At 51.5% G+C, this 19184-nt stretch carries 12 protein-coding genes; all 12 read left to right on the top strand.

What is annotated here, in order from left to right; genetic code table 11:
* The first annotated feature begins 24 nt into the window (after positions 1-24).
* The 12 genes from L6468_RS08120 (at position 25) to L6468_RS08065 (ending at position 19183) form a co-directional block, all read left to right on the top strand.
* On the top strand, positions 25-1995 hold the full coding sequence (locus L6468_RS08120; protein ID WP_091819179.1) for an ABC-F family ATP-binding cassette domain-containing protein: 1971 nt from the start codon (positions 25-27) through the stop codon (positions 1993-1995).
* 30 nt (positions 1996-2025) lie between these two features.
* A complete protein-coding gene (locus tag L6468_RS08115) occupies positions 2026-4065 on the top strand; it encodes a M13 family metallopeptidase (RefSeq protein ID WP_237792878.1) in 2040 nt (679 codons plus the stop codon).
* 725 nt (positions 4066-4790) lie between these two features.
* Positions 4791-6449 carry a helix-turn-helix domain-containing protein gene (locus L6468_RS08110; protein ID WP_237792877.1) on the top strand — a complete coding sequence of 553 codons (1659 nt, stop codon included), beginning with the start codon at positions 4791-4793 and terminating at the stop codon, positions 6447-6449.
* Positions 6450-6502: 53 nt separating this feature from the next.
* On the top strand, positions 6503-8197 hold the full coding sequence (locus L6468_RS08105; protein ID WP_237792876.1) for a helix-turn-helix domain-containing protein: 1695 nt from the start codon (positions 6503-6505) through the stop codon (positions 8195-8197).
* 149 nt (positions 8198-8346) lie between these two features.
* A complete protein-coding gene (locus L6468_RS08100) occupies positions 8347-8529 on the top strand; it encodes a hypothetical protein (RefSeq protein WP_143010149.1) in 183 nt (60 codons plus the stop codon).
* Between the two features lie 72 nt (positions 8530-8601).
* Positions 8602-10059: a hypothetical protein gene (locus L6468_RS08095; RefSeq protein ID WP_237792875.1), complete on the top strand. Its 1458-nt coding sequence runs from the start codon at positions 8602-8604 to the stop codon at positions 10057-10059.
* Between the two features lie 17 nt (positions 10060-10076).
* Positions 10077-11825, top strand: a complete 1749-nt coding sequence (locus L6468_RS08090; protein ID WP_237792874.1) for an MAC/perforin domain-containing protein — start codon at positions 10077-10079, stop codon at positions 11823-11825.
* On the top strand, positions 11825-14200 hold the full coding sequence (locus L6468_RS08085; protein ID WP_237792873.1) for an MAC/perforin domain-containing protein: 2376 nt from the start codon (positions 11825-11827) through the stop codon (positions 14198-14200). The genes L6468_RS08090 and L6468_RS08085 overlap by 1 nt, the downstream gene beginning before the upstream one ends.
* Positions 14201-14213: 13 nt before the next feature.
* Complete coding sequence (locus L6468_RS08080; protein ID WP_237792872.1) at positions 14214-15584, top strand: hypothetical protein; 1371 nt, start codon at positions 14214-14216, stop codon at positions 15582-15584.
* The gene (locus L6468_RS08075; RefSeq protein WP_237792871.1) at positions 15581-16657 is read left to right on the top strand and encodes a type 1 periplasmic-binding domain-containing protein; all 1077 of its coding nucleotides are present in this window, start codon (positions 15581-15583) and stop codon (positions 16655-16657) included. Before L6468_RS08080 ends, L6468_RS08075 begins: the two co-directional genes overlap by 4 nt.
* Positions 16658-16693: 36 nt before the next feature.
* Entirely contained in the window at positions 16694-18871 is a 2178-nt protein-coding gene (locus tag L6468_RS08070) for a C13 family peptidase (protein ID WP_237792870.1), read from the top strand.
* Between the two features lie 150 nt (positions 18872-19021).
* The gene (locus L6468_RS08065; protein ID WP_176944311.1) at positions 19022-19183 is read left to right on the top strand and encodes a hypothetical protein; all 162 of its coding nucleotides are present in this window, start codon (positions 19022-19024) and stop codon (positions 19181-19183) included.
* The last annotated feature ends 1 nt before the right edge of the window (position 19184 follow it).

The raw sequence follows: 19184 nt of genomic DNA, 5'->3' as shown, positions 1-19184 counted from the left end.
ACACCTCTTTTAATATATTAGAAAGTGATTTCCGTAGAAGGATTAAAAGTTGAATTCGGGGTAAAACCCCTGTTTACAGATGCCACCTTTGTCATCAACGACAAGGATCGTATCGCCCTTGTTGGTAAGAACGGTGCAGGCAAGTCTACCATGCTCAAGATTCTCTGTGGCATGGAGAAACCCACGGCTGGTACGGTGAGCGTGGCCAGCGAGAGCACCATTGGCTATCTGCCTCAGGTCATGATTCTGCAGGACGACACCACCGTGCGTCAGGAGGCTCAGAAGGCCTTTGCCGATATCCAGAAGATGGCCGACCGTATTGCACGTATGGAGCAGCAGCTCAACGAGCGTACCGACTATGAGAGTGAGGATTATATGGCGCTTGTAGAGAAATTCTCTACTGAGCACGAACGCTACCAGATGTTGGGTGCCGAGGGCTACGAGGCCGAGATAGAGCGCACGCTGATGGGCTTGGGCTTCGAGCGTACCGACTTTGACCGTCCTACCTCCGAGTTCTCGGGCGGTTGGCGTATGCGTATCGAGTTGGCCAAGATTCTGTTACGCCGTCCTGATGTGCTGTTGCTCGACGAGCCCACCAACCACCTTGATATCGAGTCTATCCAATGGCTCGAACAGTTGTTGGCTACGTGGAGTGGGGCAGTGGTGCTGGTCAGTCACGACCGTGCCTTTATCAATAATGTGTCCAACCGTACGCTGGAGATTTCCTGTGGACACGTGGTCGACTACCGTGTGAAGTACGATGAGTATGTGGTGCTCAGAAAAGAACGCCGCGAACAGCAGCTCCGTGCCTATGAGAATCAGCAGAAGGAGATGGCTGATATACGCGACTTCGTAGAGCGTTTCCGTTATAAGCCAACCAAGGCCGTGCAGGTACAGCAGCGCCTGCGCCAGTTGGAGAAAATGGAGATTATCGAGGTGGACGAGGTGGATAATTCCGCCATGCACCTGAAGTTTCCGCCCTGCCTCCGCTCTGGCGATTACCCCGTTATCTGCGATGAAGTGAAGAAAGCCTACAACCGCGTTATCTTCGACCATGTCAACCTCACCATCAAGCGCGGTGAGAAGGTGGCTTTCGTAGGTAAGAACGGTGAGGGTAAATCTACCCTGGTGAAATGTATCATGGGCGAGATTCCTTTCGAGGGTTCGCTGAAGGTGGGGCATAACGTGCAGATTGGCTATTTCGCTCAGAATCAGGCACAGTTGCTCGATGAGAATCTCACCGTGTTCCAGACCATCGATAATGTGGCAAAGGGAGACATCCGCCTGCGTATCAATGATATCCTCGGAGCTTTCATGTTTGGTGGCGAGGCCTCCGACAAGAAAGTCAAGGTGCTCAGTGGCGGCGAGCGTAGTCGCTTGGCCATGATTCGCCTGCTCTTAGAGCCTGTCAACCTCCTGATTCTCGACGAGCCCACCAACCACCTCGACATGCCTTCAAAGGATGTGCTCAAGGAGGCCATCCGCGCTTTCGACGGCACCGCTATCATCGTGTCCCACGACCGTGAGTTCCTCGATGGCTTGGTCACCAAGGTCTATGAGTTTGGTGGTGGCAAGGTGCGCGAGCATATCGGTGGTATCTACGACTTCCTGCATGCGCGTAAAATCGCAGATATGAGCGAACTGGAGAAAGCATCTCCTGTTAAGGAAACCCCATCCGCAAAGCAAAATCTATCTACTCCCCTCTCTCACAGAGAGGGGCAAGGGGGAGAGTCCGCTGGGGGAGAGTCTTATGCCGAGCGCAAGGAGCAGCAGCGTCGTCAGAAGCGTGCCGAGAAGGCTGTTGAAGAGTGTGAGAAGAAAATCTCCAAGATGGAACAGCGCCTCAAGGAACTTGATGAGCTGCTATGCGATCCAAAGAATGCCTCAGATATGACGCTCGTCACGGAGTATACCGACACTAAGCGCCAGATGGATGAAGAGGTAGAACGCTGGGAAAAACTCTCAGAAGAGCTTCAGGAACTTCTGGATGCTTGAAATAATATTTTTTTTCAATACACATAAACAATGAAACTAACAAAACTTTTTATGACAATGGCTTTAACGTCAATGTCGCTCGCTGCATCGGCACAGGCTGAACTGCAGTCGGGCATCAAACTGGGCGACCTCGACACATCGGTGCGTCCTGCAGACGATTTCTATGAGTATGCCTGTGGTGGGTGGATGAAGAAGAATCCGCTGCCTGCTGCCTTCTCACGTTTCGGTTCTTTCGACCGTTTGGGTGAGGACAACAACAAGCGTATCAATGACATCCTCAACGAACTGCTCAACAATACCTATGCCAAGGGTACTACCGAACAGAAACTCTCTGACCTCTACAAACTGGCTATGGACTCTGTACGTCGTGAGAAGGAGGGTCTGCAGCCTGTGATGAGCAAGCTCAAGGCACTCGAGTCTGCCAAGACCATGAAGCAGCTCTTCGCTATCCAGATGGAGATGGCTAAGTATGGTAACATGGAGTTCTATCGTGCCGGACTGGGTGCCGACGAGAAGAACGCTTCTCAGAATATCCTTAGCGTAAATCAGGGCGGACTGACCCTCGGTATGAAGGATTATTATCTGGAGAATGATGAGGCTACAGCCAAGATTCGTAACGAGTATAAGAAGCATATTGTCAGAATGTTCCAGGCTTATGGCTTTAGTAAGTCTGCGGCTACTAAGAAGATGAAGAATATCTTCGCGCTGGAACTTGAACTGGCTAAGATTTCAAAGAGTCGCACCGAGTTGCGCGACCCTCAGGCCAACTATAATAAGATGACCCTGAAGGAGTTTAATCAGAAGTATCCCAACCTCAAGCTGGAGCAGTTGATGAACGCTCAGGGACTGAAGAGTGAGTTCATGCAGGAGATGGTTGTTGGTCAGCCAGCCTTCATGGAGGGTGCCAACAAGATTCTGGCCACGATGAAGCCCGCTACCCTTCGCGACGTGATGGAGTGGAGCGTTATCCTGAGCTCTACTGGTTGCCTGAACGATGCCGTTCGCGAGGCCAACTTCGAGTTCTTTGGTAAGGTGATGTCTGGTCGTAAGCAGGATCATCCCGCTTGGCGTCGTGCCACCAGTCAGGTGGAGCGCTATATGGGTCAGGCCCTTGGTAAAATCTATGTGGAGAAATATTTCCCTGCAGCAGCTAAGGAGCGTATGACCAAGCTCATCAAGAACCTGCAGATTGCCCTTGGCGAGCGTATCGCTGCTCAGGACTGGATGTCAGATTCTACCAAGGTGAACGCTCTCCTGAAGCTTAACACGTTCTACGTGAAGGTGGGCTATCCCGACAAGTGGATTGATATGTCTAAGCTCTCTATCGACCCCTCTTTGTCGTACTACGAGAACCTGTTGGCCTGTCGTAAGTTCTGGAACGAGTACGAGATTGACCATATGGCTGGCAAGCCCGTGGATATCGACGACTGGTACATGGATCCTCAGACCGTGAACGCCTACTACAACCCCACCACCAACGAAATCTGTTTCCCTGCTGGTATTCTGCAGGTGCCCTTCTTTGATATGACAGCCGACGATGCCTTCAACTATGGTGCTATCGGTGTGGTTATCGGCCACGAGATGACCCACGGCTTCGACGACCAGGGACGTCAGTTCGACAAGGATGGTAATATGCACGACTGGTGGGCTGCTTCTGATGGTGAGCAGTTCAAGGCCCGCACCGACAAGTATGCTGATTTCTTCTCTGCTATCAAGGTGCTGCCCGACCTCAATGCCAATGGTCGTCTGACACTGGGTGAGAACCTGGCTGACCATGGTGGTCTGCAGGTGGCCTATGCTGCCTTCAAGAACGCAACGAAGAATCATCCACTTCCCGTTATCGATGGTCTTACCCCCGACCAGCGTTTCTTCCTGGCTTATGCCGGTGTGTGGGCAGGTAACATCACAGAGGCAGAAATTCGTAACCGCACCAAGAGTGACCCTCACTCACTGGGTCGCTGGCGTGTGAATGGCGCCCTGCCTCATATCGACGCCTGGTACGAGGCCTTCGGTGTGAAGCCCGGTGACAAGATGTATATCCCCAAGGAGCAGCGTCTGCCCCTGTGGTAATCTATTTAGGATAATCCTTATATTGGAGTGTAGGAAACCCTACACTCTTTTTTTTATGCTATTCTCCCAAAAAATATATCATTAATTAAAAAAAAAGAAAAAAATTGTGTTTGTTTAGATTTTAATCAGTACCTTTGCGGCAAGGTTGATTAATTCAAAAGTTTTAGGAATGTTATTAATAAGATTGGTATGATTTATAAACTGTTTTAGGTTATTTCTCTTCGTGAGAAGGGGGGATCTAAAGTAATTTTAGTTATAAATTCTAATTTTTGTGAGAAGTGTCTCACAAGATTATTTTTAAATCGGGCGTTCTTCGTGAGAAGAGTGCTCTTTTTTTTGTGCGATGGTCAGAGATTGGGTGGATGGAACAAATCTATTTTGATCTATTTTGTTAAGTTTTGATCTAATCGCAAAAATCTCCTGTATTTGTGGTAATATCGTATAAGAACTGATTAACAGCCAAATGTATGTGGGCTGATGGCTGATGTCTGAGGGGGGCATTTCTTAGACTAGAATATAAAAAACGGCTCTCTAAGCATGGCGCTTTGGGGAGCCGTTTTTTTTTGTAATTCTGAAAAAACGACGAGAAAAGTAGAAAAAAATAACATAAGTATTTGTTTGTTTAGTAAAAAAGTGTACCTTTGCAACCATTATTATCAATAACTTATATGAGAAGGAGTTTTTCAACCATAATTTTAACAGTTCTTGCCGCTGTTATAGCTCTGATGATGGGCTGCACGAAACCTGACCGCAGCGAGGAGGAGCAGAAACTGAAAGAAGAGTTACAGAAAATAGCATTCACGACACCCGAAAAGGCATTTGCAAAGATTGACAGTGCTGAGCGGGTGGGGTTGTTTTCAACTGCCACTGCCAACCTCCTCAGAACTAACCACTACGGACAGATAGGACAGACACGGTTGGCTATATTCTACGGTGAACAGATAAAGAATGTACCAGAACTGAAGCGTGAAGGTGTTTCCTACTATTCAGCCCTTCTCATGCTGGGCGGATGGCTGGAGAGAAATGGCGAGTATGCCAAGGTCCTCAGCCTGTGTGATGATATCATTGCCGACGTGGACAATGAGCGGAAGCAGGGTGGAGGAGAATCCGGCATCAGCGAGGAGGTGGCTTTGCGAGTGAAAAGTCGTGCGCTGACGCTCAAGGGCAGTTGTGAGCTGAGTATGGAGCATCCCGACAAAGCCGAGCAGTATTTCCTGGAGGCTATTGACATCATGATGGACGGTGTGAAGCATACTGACGACTACTGGGTGATGGACGCCATGATTATCGCCGTTGGAGAGGCTACAGAGTTCTATCTTGAGCAGGGGATGCCCCAAAAGGCCCTGTCTCTGGTGGCTAAAGGCGACACGGCCCTAGCCCGACTGGATCGCTGCGGTGAATTGCCCGACCTCGTTCGCCAGATCCGCCACAATAATATAATGATTGCCCAGGCCATGATCTATGCCGCCAACGGTCAGCACGACAAGGCCGAGGCCCTCTATCTGAAGCATCGTGAGGCTGAAAACCGCAAGGTCTATGACATTGGCGCTGATGCCCGCTATCTGTCTATGACTGGTCGCTACGACGAGGCTGTCCGCCTGTTCCGCCAGACCGACTCGCTCTATCTGGCCCAGGGTAGTGCTATCACTACCGAATACATCAAGCACTACATGATGAACCAGTATGAGACCCTGCAGAAAGCCGGACGTAAAGACGAGGCACAGGTCCTTTCAGACCGCATGCGCCAGTTGACCGACTCCATCCGCATACAGGAATGGAAGACAGACGTGGAGCAGCAGCAGGAAATCCGTCAGAAGGAGACCGAGATTGCCAGTCGCCGCCAGTCGCTCATCATCCACCGCATCATCCTCGTTGCCGCCATCCTCATCTGTCTGCTTATCATCTATTTCCTGTGGCGTTCTCATCAGCATAACAAGGCACTCCTTGAGAAAAACCGCCGCCTGCTGGCCGAGATAGAACAGCGTGAGCAGGAGCAGCAGCAGAGCATCGAGCAGTTGAAGGCCGAGCCCCAGGAAAACCTCACTTCCGAGCAGCAGCTCTTCCGTCGTATCTGTGACCTCATGGAGTCGCCGGACCGCATCTATACCGATGCCGACCTGGACCGTAGCCGTCTGGCCCAGCTCCTTGGCACCAACGAGCACTACGTGACCGATGCCATCAGTACCTGTACCAATGGTAAGAGCGTGAACATCTTCCTCAACGAGTACCGTCTGCGCTATGCTACCCGTTTGTTGGCAACCACGAAAGATTCCATTTCGCTGATTGCAGAACTCTCCGGCTTCTCCCGCAGTTCGTTCTTCCGCATCTTCAGCGATGCCTACGGTATGTCGCCCTCGGATTATCGTAAGGCAGCACGAAAATAACAATAATCGTATATATTGGAGTCTGGAAAAAGAGAATTAGTCATTAACTGGAAATGAAGCATCGGATATCCCTCACACTTATATGTGCCGTGCTAGCCATGCTGGCATCTTGTTCTCATTGCGGCGATGCGAAGGACGACGCGAAGGCAAAAGCTATGTGGCAGCGGTATTCCGAAGCCTACGATGCCAAGAACCTGAACCGCGCCCTGGCCGTCATCGACAGCATGGAGACAGCGAAGATTGTCTGTACGCCCAAGGCCGATCACCTGCGTGGACTCGTCTACGACCAAGGCTGGCAGATGCGGATAGCGGAGCAATTCTACAGGAAGTCTTATCAAGGCTATGCCTCAGACCCATCGCAGGATTGGCATACCTATACCGACGCGGGCTATCGCTGGGCATGTCTTCGCTTTCGCCGGGGCGACACAGAGGGAGCCATGGACGTCATCGCCAAGTTACTGCCATTGGCAAAGGAAAACAAAGCGTTCCCCAAACATACAGAGTCTGCTTTGCTGATGCTCATGGCGGAAATCCAACTACAGTTGCACCAGTTCCATGAAGCACAACTCACGGCACAGAAAGCCTATGAGGCAAAACAAGAGGATACCCAAGATAAGAGCCGGACAGGGTGGGGTATGGCCTGGATCTGTATGAATATATCCACTATTTACCATACATCAGGTGACCTCGAAGGCGCACTGGCATGGCTTGACCGTAGCGCACATGGGCTCGAACGCGCTGAGCAAGAGCATGATGACTCGCTGCTGATTGAGGAATGGAAAGGCCATGTGGCACTGCAGCGTGCGCTGCTCCTACAAGAAACCGGTCATACTGCCGAAGCCCAGACCACATATGCCGCCATCCCACGTAGCCGACTGATGGAGCCCAATGCCTACAGAGAGGCGGCCGAATATCTGATGGCAGCTGGTCGCTACGACGAGGCGGCCTACTGGTATGAACAACTCGACAGCACCTATCTGGCTACGGATGGCGCCAAGATGACCTTCGACAACATCGCCGACCGTCTTTCTCCCCGCTACACGGCCTACCGCAAGGCTGGTCGCAACGCCGATGCATTGCTACTTGCCGACAGTGTCAGCGCTGCCATCGACTCTGCCCTTGTCTGGCAGAAGCAAAACAATGCGGCCGAACTGGCTGTTATCTACCAGAGCCAAGAGAAAGAACTGGCCCTGAACGATGCTAAAAGTGAGACCCGCATCCATCGTGTACTGCTTGCCGCTGCCATCCTTGTCATCCTGCTTATTGGCTACTTTCTTGTGCGCGTACGTATATATAATAAGGAGCTCCTTGAGAAAAACCGCCGCCTGCTGACCGAGATAGAGCAGCGCGAACAGGAGGAGCAGCAGACCATCGTGCAGCTGAAAGCGGAACCCCAGGAAAACCTTTCAGCCAATCAGCAACTCTTCTGCCGCATCTGCGACCTCATGGAAGCTCCGGATCATATCTTTACCGATGCCGACCTGGACCGCAACCGCCTGGCTCAGCTCCTTGGTACCAACGAGCGCTATATCACCGATGCCATCCGTCATTGTACCAATGGCAAGAGTATAACCGCCTTCCTCAACGAGTACCGTGTGCGCCATGCCGCCCACCTGTTGGCCACTACAACAGATGCCGTAGCTATCATTGCCGAACTCTCCGGCTTCTCCCGCAGTTCGTTCTTCCGCATCTTCAGCGATGCCTATGGCATGTCGCCCTCGGATTATCGCAAGGTAGCAAGGAAATAACAAAAATCACCCATTTTATCGGAAAAAGTAAGCCTGGCAGCTCTGTCGGGCTTACTTTTTCACGTTTTGAGACTTTTTTTTCCTTCCGTGGGACTATTGTTTTTTGAAGACAGCCTAATTTTGCAACCGAAATCAAACAAACAATGCGTATGGATATATCACTAATTCTCACAGTTGCCCTGGCCGCCTCCTTCATTGTGGTGGTGCTGGTGCTTGTGGCCATTATCATATACCAGCGTTGGCGTATCGGCGACCAGAACGTCTTCATTGAGCGCTTCATCCGTCAGAACGAAGAGCAGCGCCAGAAATTGAGGAAAGCAGGAATACTTTAACCAGATCAGGACAGTTCAATGATAACTTATTTCAATATCCCTATTCAATAACCATTTAACAAAAGAGAAATCATGCAAAAGATTTTCTATCAGATGGCTGTGGCCATCGTGGCACTGTCATTCAGTGCATGTACAGACGATGATTCGTTGTCGTCAAACCTTGTAATAAACAACGGTGATACGGAAGTAGCCATCAACCGTCTGGGTGGCTCGGTGGAGATTCCCATTAAGGCCAACGGCGAGTGGACGGCCACCATCTCTGGCAACGAGATGGACGAACTTCCCTGGAGCGACGTGGAGCAGGAAAAAGGTAACGGTAACGGCGCGCTGACCGTGAACGTCGATTATTTCAATCCCGCACTTCAGATACATGAGCGCAATGCCCTGATTACCGTGAAGAACGGCGACAAGACGCAGACCATCACCCTTCGCCAGTACATCGGACTGAAGGATGGTGAGTCGGCTGACAATGATGCCACTGAGTACTATCCAGACCTGTGGCATGGCAAGGGCATTGGCAAGGGTCTCAACCCGCTGACGGGCGATATGTCGAACAACTTCGTCCTGAACATCAAGAATGTCATCAATCTGGCCAAGGACTCAAATGATTATGCCACGCTGTTCACTCAGGAGGCCCGTCCTGGAATGACCGCCGATGTAATTTTGCAAGACACGCTGGAGAACAACCTCGACTCTTTAGGCGTACACGCTACAATTAATGTGAAATTTGCTAAGTTCAAGTTAGGCTTGGAGGTGGATTACAAGAACAAAGGCAAGCAGGTGGAGCATAAGGCCATCTATACCGGATCTCAAGACCTGGAATACCTCTTTGCATCTGCCTCGTCAGCTGACATTGCATCTTTTTTAGAGGAAGACTGGGATGAATCGAACAAAAAATGGGTGAGCAATCCGGAGATGTCGAAGAAAGTTGTTTCCGCAGGGTTCCGCAGTGCATGGGCCAACGTGATGAAGAACAAGGGCGATTCTACAGGTTTTAAAAAGGCCGTTAACAAGATGATTTCCCAGTTCGGTCCCGTGTTTGTCGATGGTGCTACCCTCGGTGGCAGTATCTTCACGGCCATTGAGTACGACTCGTTGTGTGTTGCTGACAGTTTTAAGGTCGGTGGTGCGGTTAAAGCCAATTTGGCATTGGCAGCCATCCAAATAAATGGCGAAGTAAATGCTGGTTATTCCAAGGTAGGTACGGACATCTGGCAGAACTCTCATTTCTACTGTGCCGTCTCAGGCGGTGACCAATCGTCGTATTCTAAAATGCTAGAACAGATGAATTCCGACATTCCCGACCGCATGGCACTGAGAGATGCCGCCCAGCAGTGGATGAAATCTATCAGAAGCTCCAACGGCTCGGATGACAACACCGCAGTTATCAGCGTCAACTACACTGGCATCTGGAACCTCTTCCCCTGGGATGTCGCAGACGAGGTCAAGGCCGTCATAGATGAATATTACCAAGGCAAGTCTACCTGTATCTCAATCGACGACATGGGCGTAAAGAAGAACCAGCGTTGAACACAACAATCTGACCAATGAACCACGACAGAAAATATCTCTCTATCGCAGTGACAGTGCTGGCAGCCTTAGTGCTGTCGGCCTGCCACGACTATGAGTTTTTGGACGTTGCGCCACCGACGGGTATGGAGGTCTCGCCCTTAGCCCGCGCCGCCCAGGAGGATGCCATGACCATCAAGGACTTCCGCCGCAGTTACGGCGTGGGTTTCAGTTACGATGGCATCTGGGGCCAGCCCTGCAACTTGCGCGACGTACACAGCCGTGTGCTCGACTTGGAGAAGGTGCGGGCGTGTGGCGATGAATTCTGCGAGCAGTTGTTCACCGCTTCTTCAACCCATGAGGGCACCGTCGAATGCACGACGGCCCTCAGCCACAGTGAGTACACACAGGCTACCTCCTTCAAAGCAGATGCCGATGCTAAACTGCTGGTGTTCAATGGCAGTTATGCGGCCAATATCAGTGTAGTGGAAAGCGGTCACGCCAACGACTTCTTCTGCGACGTCAGCTATCCAGCCCCGTCCATGAAGATGGAACTGCATGACGCCTCCATCTCCGCGTTTTTGATGGAAGAAGGCCGCACGGAAATGCTGACACCCAATTTCCGCGACGCTATTGACTGGATATACAAGTTCCGCGATTCCACCTTCGTCACTGCCATCGTCGATTCCTTCCTCGTGAGCTATGGCTCGCACGTTGTAGTAAGTGCTTCCGTGGGAGGCTCCATCGACATTCACATGACCATGAAGCGCGACTCACTCACCGATATCTACACCAACGAACAGTTGGGCGCGGCCACCGTGGGAGAAATCTTCTCGACGATGTCGCAGAGCGAGAAATACCAGAAGGAACTTAACCTGCTCAATTCTGCCGACTGTAGCATCACCGTCAAAGGCGGTGACTTGGGAACCATCCCCAACGAACTGATGCACTTCCGCTTCAGCGAGCGGCCCAACCTGTCGGCATTTGCCGGAAAGTGGCTTGCCAGTCTTAACTACAACCCCAACGACTACGCTCACAACAACCTTGAGATGACCCAAATGGAGATTGTGCCCATCTGGAACTTCATCCCCAATGAGGACGTTGCCCGTTTGGTGAGGCTCCGTGTTGAGGGCACTTCCGATGAACTCATCAACGAGACCGGCTACCAGAACTTCACCAATACCAGTTTTCCGTTGCCCCAGAGTGTCACCTGCAAGATGGGCGGACAGGACACTACGTTTAGTCAGCCCGCCGTGGCCAATGTCATCGCCTCGGGCCGCTATGTGGCCACCATCTGTCGCGAGCAGATTGACCTGCCGGAGTTGGGCTTGAGAGAGTTGCAAGTGGTCTATCCCATCTACAACCAGCAGGTAAACCTTGGCTGCGGCTATGCTGTTTACGGCGACAAGGCCTACAAAGTAAAATGGATAGGCGGAAAGTGCGAAGTTGAGCAGGACACACAGAGTGCGCCCTCGGCCGACGGCACCATCTATATGACCTACGGTGTGCCTGGCAGCGTACAGTTTGCCAACATCAAATACCAGCCCTGCCACACCGTCATCGGCTATGAGTGGCCGCTGGCCATCACCAAGAATGGCACGGTGGATATGAGTAAGCCTTACTATCTGACCTACAAGAGTGGCGCAGACTTCATGCTGCGCACAGCTGACGGTCAGGAGCAGTTAGGTAACCTGAACGGTCTGCCCAATTGGACGCTGAGAAACGGACGCATGGTGCGCGAAAAGAATTATTATTATTACTGGAATCCTAACGAAGTGAATTTCTGATGAAAGCAACCAAATATTTTTTCAAATCGCTGACAGCCGTGGCTGGTCTCGTGATCATGGCCTCGCTCTGCTTCTCGTGCAGTGACGATGATCACGACGTGCCGCCCGTGGAGGTGACACCCTTGGAGTTGAGCGAACAGCAGGTGGAGATAGGCAGCGACGGACGCTATTACAGCGTGACGATGCAGGTGAACGGCTCAGACCTTTCGCTTCAGGATGTCCATGCCACTACCGATGCTGACTGGATACGCCTGGAGGCCGACACTATCAGCCGCGACGGACGCCTGACATTCTACGTCAAGCCCAATACTGGTGGCCGCAGCCGCGACGGCATTATCAACCTCACATTGAAGTCTCAATTCTCAATTCTCAATTCTCAATTCTCTGTCCACCAACGCTGCGAGGCCGAGGACGATGCCAACGCACTGAACGGCGATTCCATCACCCGTAAGGCCCGCGTGGGCTGGGGCTACAACATGCTCATCGATTACATGAATCCTGAGTGTGTCACCGAACCCATCCTCGACTATGAGAAACTGGTACAGGCCGAGCAGACCTGGGGTACCATCATTGCAGAGGAGGGCCGCGCACATCAGAGCCTCAGTTACCATAGTTCATACAGCGTCGAGGAGATGTCGTCGTGGATGAGTCAGCAGACCACCACCGAAGTTGATTTTCTCTTTGTCAACAAGTCTGTCAAAAAGTACCAGCAGACCTCAGAATACGACCTGAGCCAGCAGACCTTCGGCTACAGCTCGCTGAGAAAGGTGGTGGCTACGCGCTACGTCGACGAGGGCAAGGTGCAGAGCATTATCCGGCAGGGCGACGACATCTTCACCCGGGAGTTCCGTGACATCTACAACCAGGTGAACAGCAGTCCCACCAATGAGAATGTGCGGCAGATGATACAGAAGTTCGGCACGCACCTCGTGACTTATGCCGACCTGGGCGGACGTTTGGACTACTCTGTGAATTTCCGTTCCGAGGAGACCAGCCGCGAGACCGTGGAAAAGTACCTGAAGTACAAGAACGGGAAGAAAAAGGAGGATAAAGATACCCAGACGGCATCGCACGCTATCATCAGCAACGGCGGTCTTCACTTCGATATCTACGGCGGTACCGAGGCAGTCATCGCCGCACTGGAGAACCATGCCAGCACCAAGGACCGCTATGGACAGGTAGACCCGGGTGTGCTGGGGGAGTGGCTGAACAGCATCAAGACCAGCGACCCGCAGAGTGTCTCGCTCGTGTGCACCACGCTACAGCCCATCTGGCAACTCTTCACCAATCAGGAGGCCCGTGCGAAAATCATCAGCCATATCCTGGCACTTGCCTACAGCGAGGCCGGCGAGGTGGGTGCCCGTCTGCAGGATTTGGGACTGGATAACTACTACCGCTTCGACGTGACCAACGAGATGCAGCAGTTTGGCAGCGATGCCGGCAGCACCCTGGCCAAGATTATCTACTTCCAGGGACTGCCCAAGGTGGAGGTGTGCAACGAGTATGTGCCGGAACTGCGCGCCGACCGTCGTGTCACCATCTTTTATCCCATCTACAAGGGGAAGACCAACATCCGCCGCGGCTTCTTCCTTGGCGACGGTGAGAACACTCCCGCCGAGGTGACCTTCGACCAAGAGGGTGGCTGCTACGTGCGACAACTGGAAAAATACAACCCAGACGACCGTATCACCACTTTATATTATATTGACGGTGGTTTTTATCCCACTAGTATGGGCATCGAAATCCCGAACTATCAGATGACCGTCAAGGACGAGTTTCTGAAGATTCAGCAACATCCCGATTATGCTATCGTAAAGATAGGCCCGGGCTTCTGGACTCGCACGAATGTTGAGAAGCGACTCTATTTTGGCAAACGACTGTCGACCACCAGCTGGCACTATTACGAACAAGAATATCAAGGCGTGCTCTATGCAGATGTGTTCTACCCGCGCAATCCGCTTATGTTACAGTGTGATGCTCTTGGCACTGCCGACTCCCATACAGGTGATATTCCCGAGGGCTACTGGTATCTGCCCTCTACGCAAGAGTTGAATGCGCTTCAGCAATATATAGGACGTAACCCCAAGACATTGTTCCACCGTCAGCAGACGGGCTTTGAGGCCACTTTCGACGGTTGCATGATGTATCATGATTTTCTGACAAACGAGGAACTGGACAACCGGACGTTACGCTATCAGGGCGAGAAGTGTTTCATCGCCTTCAAGAATACTCGATCCGACCGTGCCACAGGCGGCACGGCTCTGATGCTGTCGTCCGACTATTCACTGAGGGAATGTCCCATAGAAGACGTCTACGACAATTGGTATCCAGTCCGCTTATATCGTGATTCAAAATACAGACACCTTGACTTATAATAAACAAAAGATAATGGATAAGAAAATTAAACTACTGAGTTTGCTGCTGATGGTATATGGCATGTCCTTTTGCTGGACAGCGTGCAGCAATGATAGTGAAGACTCCGAGACGGACGAACCTGTGGAATACACAGGAGAAACCGAGCAACTGACACGACAGGACTCGCTCGACGTCGCGTTCCAGAGTGCCGTCGGTACACTTTGTGAGACCGATAGTATAGTGGAACCATCGGAAAATTATGCTCCCGATTATGGCACCATGCTCTATAAAGCGTCCCCCACCGTGCGCTATAAAATGGCAGAGAATGCAGAAGATGCGCTGGCGCAGTTCCGCTTGGCGTTCGCTGCGGCTATAGAATTCGCAGGAGCCAATGACGATGGAACCACCGTCCGCATTGACTTTGGCGAGAAAGGCAGTATTGAATTTGAACGGACGCAAGGTGATGGCCGCATGGGAATTCTCAACGTGGACATACCACAAATTCCTGACCTCACACAAGTGGTGTGGCTGCAGACCGAGGCATGGCCGTTGAACGATGGTGATGGAGGTACCTACATCGGACAGACCTTCAAGTCTCCGCAAGGTTTTAAGTGGGTATGTGTCAGAACCCCTGAAAGCTCGGAATACGGCCTTTTGGTGACCTTCGACGATAAACAGGGGGCCTTCTGGGGAGGAGCTTTGAAAGAGATCAGGGATCCTGCGTGTAATGGACAAGACGATGTAAACGGCCCGGGAAATCCCAAATGGGACGGATGGCAATATCTCTATTTTTACTCAAATGATAGGGATTGGATAGCATGGACACATGGATGCTACGCGCTAGCAGATGAATTGAGAGTACTCAATATGTTCATGTATAACAATGATGGAACACGCTACGAGAAAGCCGTGGATGTTTTCTCTAACACGGATTTCATGTCAACCGAACTATATAATGCCATCTATACGGATGGAAGATATTTTTGCTGTAATGGCTACCAATGGGATGTGCGAACAGAAAACAAGCATGAATATAAGCTTTGGTACTATAGCACCGGCTATTGGTTTAGAAAGGATCAATGGAGAGAAGGTACTCAGAAATGTACGTATAAGTGGTGCGGTAGTCGTTGGTACATCATGAGAAACCATTATTGGGATAGTAGGGTGTTGGATGAACAGTGGAATTCATTCGCCAGTCGCAATGTTGCGGGATGGAATAAAGATACGCAAGGGAATGGGGCGTGGTGGTATAATGAATGGACTTCCCGTAACTACGACAAGAGTTACGATCATGTCACCTATCCCAAGGTCGTTGCCTATCGATTCTACGGCGACTTCTATAATGAGAAAACAAGGACATATAAAGATGGCTTCGTGAATTTCGATATTTCAGGACGTAGATGATGAGAAATGTATCATACATAGCCTTGATATTATTCTTGCTGCTTACGGCTTGCAACAAGGATGACGAAACGGTAACTGTGGATGCTCCGAAAGGGGTAGCCACGGTTACCTTTCTTGTAACTCCGAACGGCCTGGGTGACAATGGCTATAACGATGCGGCGGCAGAGGGCATCTTCGCCTTTGCCAATGCGACGGGGACCAGGTTACGTCTGCTATTGCCTAAGGATGAGGCGGAGGCAGAAAACATGTATCGCCAATGGCTGACGGATAATGCCACACAGGACTCGGCAGTGATGATACTGGGCAGTTCGGTATATGAAAGCTTAGCACAGTCCAACCACGCGGCACTCACGGGGCAGGGTAGTCGTGTGTTGCTGTTCGAGAGCGATGCTGTGATTGACGGTGTCTCTACGGTGCTTGTCAGCCACTATGGTGTGAGTTACCTTGCGGGAGCTATGTCGCAGGGCTTCGATGCGCTGATACTTGCTGCTACAGAGGGCGTACCGGCATTGGAAGAGTCTATATCAGGCTATCAGGATGCACGCGAGATCTACGCAGGAGAGAATAATGGCAAGCCCTGCCAGACTACCTTGCATTATCTGGCCGACAATGAGATGGGATTTGCCATGCCAGATTCGGCATACCGATATATTGTACGACGTGCCGACGATTTTTTCTTTTATGACGAGATGGTTTTCCCGTTACTTGGAGGCTCTGAGTCTGGTGTGCTACGCTATATGAATGATGATGAGTTTACGTTGTCCCTGATGGTGGGAATGGATGTTGACCAGAGCGGACAGTCATCGCGTATCCCATTCTCGGTGGTCATTCGTATTGGCGACGTATTGCGTCAATGCCTGAACGACTGGACCAGCGGGCGCGAATGGCCCGGACATATGCAGTTTGGGATGAAAGACGGTGCCGCCGATATTGTGGTTACACCCAATTTCTTCCGTCACTTGAACCTATGGGATAATCGCTATGCCGATCCCGACACGTTCCAGCGGCTGTATGAGAAATATAAGGATGAGGCAATGAAGAAGGAACAGACCCTCCCCTTACCCTCCCTGTGAGGGAGGGAGTAGTTACCCATGTTAATAAAGACAATTATGATAAAGATACTGTTTGAAAAACTACTTACTCTCCTCCATTACAGGGAGGGGCTGGGGATGGGTCTGTTGTTGATGCTCTCCTCATGTTCCTCCGACGATTCATCGTCTTCGCCCTCTGTCACTACCCAGACCTACAAGGTGGCGGTCATCATGGAAAGCGGTGAACAGGCGCGCTGGGAGCGCACGGCCAAGTGGGCATTGGAGAATATCGCTGAGGCGCAGTATGGCATGACTGATAGGGTGGCGTTGCAACTGACCTTCAAGAGTCAGGACGACAGCGACATTGAGCAGTATATGCAACAGGTCGCTGAGGATACAACCATCGTGGCTGTCGTTGGTCCCACCACATCGGCCTGTGCCGAAAAGATGGCTATAGCGTTGAGTAAACGCAAGACATATAATAAACCGATGATTACACCATCGTGTACGCAGGTGGAATATCAGCGCAAGTTTTCCACTGTACCATACGTCTGGAACATGGCCGAGGGCGACATCGCCCAGTTGGAGGTTCTGCTGTCGGGCATAGCCAGTACGCTCTACAGCCAACATTCCGTGATGCTGCTCTGTGCCGATGATGGCAACGGGGAGGCCCGTAATGCTTATGCTGAGTGGTTCGGATTCATTGCCGAAGAATATGGACTGACGGTTGATGGTGTCTATCTGTACAAGAACGAAACCGACCTGCGCCGCTACGTGCATGAGTTCTGCGGCACAGACGGGCGCATGGGCAGCAAGTATCTGCTTTTCAATCCCTCGTCGCCAGAGATGGCACTGGCACTCGACGATGAGATGGGCAAGGTGAAAGCTGCTGTGCCTGAGGGTAAGTATTTCTATACGCCGAAAATCCGATGCAGTGATGCCTTTGTGTCGCAACAGATTGCCGCAACGGTGAAGAATGCCACTTACGAGGGCGTGGATCTGTATGCCTCGCCTGAGTCGGGCTTCAACCAGGCCTACTGCCAGCGTTTCGGCCAAGAACTGGTCAATGGCGAGGCACAGTTCTACGACGGTCTTTGCCTTGTCGCATACGCCGCCGCTCTGTCTTTGAAAAAAGGCATTAGCCTGAACGATGCCATCCTCGCCGTGGTGGACGGCCGCGACGGCAAGGGTGGGGCATGGCTGCCTGCCGACATGGCCCGCAACTTTGAACAGCTCTCTCAGGGCTGGACTCCTGACATTGACGGCGTTTCCAGTTCGTGGACGTTTGACGTGAAGACCCACACCAGTGTCTGTGGCAGCACTTTCCGTCGCTGGAGGCTCTACGACGGTCAGTACTTGACAACCGAATATCTAAGCACCGAGGGCTCGCGCCGTACTACTTCCTCCAAGACGATGTGGGACTGGACGGCTTCGCACATGCAGTCTTTCAGTGCCGAAGAGGGTAATGGTCTCAGCTACCCCGCCCTCGACGACCGTTGGGCACTGCTCATAGCCGCCTCGAAGGGCTGGGCCAACTACCGTTTCCAGAGTGATGTCTTCGCTATGTACCAGTTGCTGCGGCAGCATGGGTATGCAGACGACCACATCGTGCTTATCTGCGAGGACGATGTGGCCCACCATGCCAACAACCCGCATCCTGGCGAACTGCGCATCAGCGACACGGGGGCTAACGTCTATGACGCGGCAGCCATCGACTACCGTCTTAGCGACCTCAAGCCTGATGACATCGGCGACATCCTCGCTGGTCGCGCCTCCGACCGCCTGCCGCAGGTGCTCCATCCTGATGCTGATGACAACGTCTTCGTATTCTGGAGCAGCCACGGTTCGCCCGGATCGATGGACTTCGGCGGTTCGCAGCGAATGTTTTATCAGACGATGCGCGACATACTTGAGAGTACTCCCCACCGCAAACTGCTCTTCACTATCGAAGCCTGCTATAGCGGCGGTCTGGGTGACTATTGCCAGGGACTGCCAGGCACACTCTTCATCACAGCTGCCAATCCCTACGAGACCAGTCATGCCGATGTATGGAGTGAGGATGTCGGTGTCTATCTATCCAACGGTTTCACCCGTGGTTTCCAGGAAGCCATCGCCCAGAACCCCACCATCTCATTGCGCGACCTCTACTACACGCTGGCCGCCCACACCACAGGTTCCCATGTGAAGGTTTATAACGCTCCACTTTTTGGCAGCGTCTACAGCAACACCATGGCCGAGTATCTGACCACTCGTTGAAGAAAAATCACCCATTTCATCGATATTTTTAAGCCTGGCAGCTCTGTCAGGCTTACTTTTTCCCGTTTTGAGACTTATTTTTCCCACCGTGGGACTATTGTTTTCTGAAGACAGTCTAATTTTGCAACCGAAATCAAACAAACAATGCATATGGATATATCACTTATTTTTCCAGTTGCCTTTGTCGCCTCCTTCATCGTGGTGGTGCTGGTGCTTGTGACCATGATTATATACCAACGTTGGCGTATTGGTGACATCATTAATTCAAGAAAAAAGTATGAAAAGATATTTATGAAAAGAATAGTAAGATAAC

The sequence above is a fragment of the Prevotella communis genome (genome assembly GCF_022024115.1).
In the GTDB taxonomy this organism is placed as follows: Bacteria; Bacteroidota; Bacteroidia; order Bacteroidales; family Bacteroidaceae; genus Prevotella; species Prevotella communis.
Note: the sequence above shows the minus strand (reverse complement) of the source record. Positions and strands in the feature narration are given on the sequence as shown.

Coding starts and splice junctions, on each gene's coding strand:
- L6468_RS08115 (WP_237792878.1), top strand. CDS start 2,026: ATGAAACTAACAAAACTTTTTATGACAATGGCTTTAACGTCAATGTCG.
- L6468_RS08110 (WP_237792877.1), top strand. CDS start 4,791: ATGATGGGCTGCACGAAACCTGACCGCAGCGAGGAGGAGCAGAAACTG.
- L6468_RS08105 (WP_237792876.1), top strand. CDS start 6,503: ATGAAGCATCGGATATCCCTCACACTTATATGTGCCGTGCTAGCCATG.
- L6468_RS08100 (WP_143010149.1), top strand. CDS start 8,347: ATGGATATATCACTAATTCTCACAGTTGCCCTGGCCGCCTCCTTCATT.
- L6468_RS08095 (WP_237792875.1), top strand. CDS start 8,602: ATGCAAAAGATTTTCTATCAGATGGCTGTGGCCATCGTGGCACTGTCA.
- L6468_RS08090 (WP_237792874.1), top strand. CDS start 10,077: ATGAACCACGACAGAAAATATCTCTCTATCGCAGTGACAGTGCTGGCA.
- L6468_RS08085 (WP_237792873.1), top strand. CDS start 11,825: ATGAAAGCAACCAAATATTTTTTCAAATCGCTGACAGCCGTGGCTGGT.
- L6468_RS08080 (WP_237792872.1), top strand. CDS start 14,214: ATGGATAAGAAAATTAAACTACTGAGTTTGCTGCTGATGGTATATGGC.
- L6468_RS08075 (WP_237792871.1), top strand. CDS start 15,581: ATGATGAGAAATGTATCATACATAGCCTTGATATTATTCTTGCTGCTT.
- L6468_RS08070 (WP_237792870.1), top strand. CDS start 16,694: ATGATAAAGATACTGTTTGAAAAACTACTTACTCTCCTCCATTACAGG.
- L6468_RS08065 (WP_176944311.1), top strand. CDS start 19,022: ATGGATATATCACTTATTTTTCCAGTTGCCTTTGTCGCCTCCTTCATC.